General features: G+C 65.4%; 1 protein-coding gene. It reads right to left on the reverse strand.

Features of this window, described 5'->3' with window-relative positions; all coding sequences use genetic code 11:
• A partial coding sequence (locus EOA24_RS39605) for a strawberry notch-like NTP hydrolase domain-containing protein (protein ID WP_189354670.1) occupies window positions 1–896 on the reverse strand: 896 nt, incomplete at both ends.

Here is an 896-nt window from a genome sequence, read left to right on the forward strand (position 1 = left end):
CGCCGGCATAGATCACGCTTTCGATCTGGGCCTCGGACAGCAGCCCTTCATCAATGATCGCATCAGGGAGGAGAGGCCGGTACGATGGCTTCGGCGGCGCGACCGCGGCCATCGCCGCTGACTGGACCAGTGGCGTCGGATGGGGTTTGGCGCGGGGAATGTGGATCGACTGCAGCGCATAGCGCTCGTAGATCGTGTCAGTGAGGCGACCGCCCGCCTCGGGTATCCAGTCGCGCAGTTCATAGGAAAGAGGAACAGCTGATGTGCTGGCCGAGGTGGTCGGACGGACTGGCTTCGCCCGGGCGACAGGAAGAACTGGCCGCGTGCTCTTCGCGACAGCAGCCGATGCTGCGATCGGCGCAGCTCTGGCAGCCGAGCGCGCGGCCATCTGCGTGGCGGCATTCCGCAGGATTCCGTTCGACAGGGCGCCGATCGAATCCGGAAAGCCGCCCGGTATGCGTGGCGGCAGGTCGGAAATCCAGGAGAGCAGTGTCTCGACATCGGTAGCCTTGCCCGGCAAGGCCGCGAATGCGGACGGATCGGGCGCTGGCGTCTTGTCGATGATGGTCAGGCGGGTTTCCGCCGTCGTGCCGTGGCGGGCGTAGACGCGACCATCGATCGCTGCGGTGAAAACCACCCTGCCCTGCTGCTGGAGCCGCTCGAAGGCCGGCCGCCATTTGGGGTTTTTGGGAGAAAGGCCGGTGCCGGTTATGGCGACCAGGCGACCGCCGGCGCGCAGACGGGCAAAGGCCGAAGAGACATGCCGCCATGCTGCATCCGCGACATGTCCGTCCACGAAGGCGCCCACGGTGAAGGGCGGGTTCATTAGTACGACGGACGGTTCCAGCGCAGGATCGAGATGATCGTTGATATGCGCTGCATCATGGCGGGAAACC

Origin of the sequence: Mesorhizobium sp. M2A.F.Ca.ET.039.01.1.1, from assembly GCF_003998035.1 — a bacterium.
Classification (GTDB): Bacteria; Pseudomonadota; Alphaproteobacteria; order Rhizobiales; family Rhizobiaceae; genus Mesorhizobium.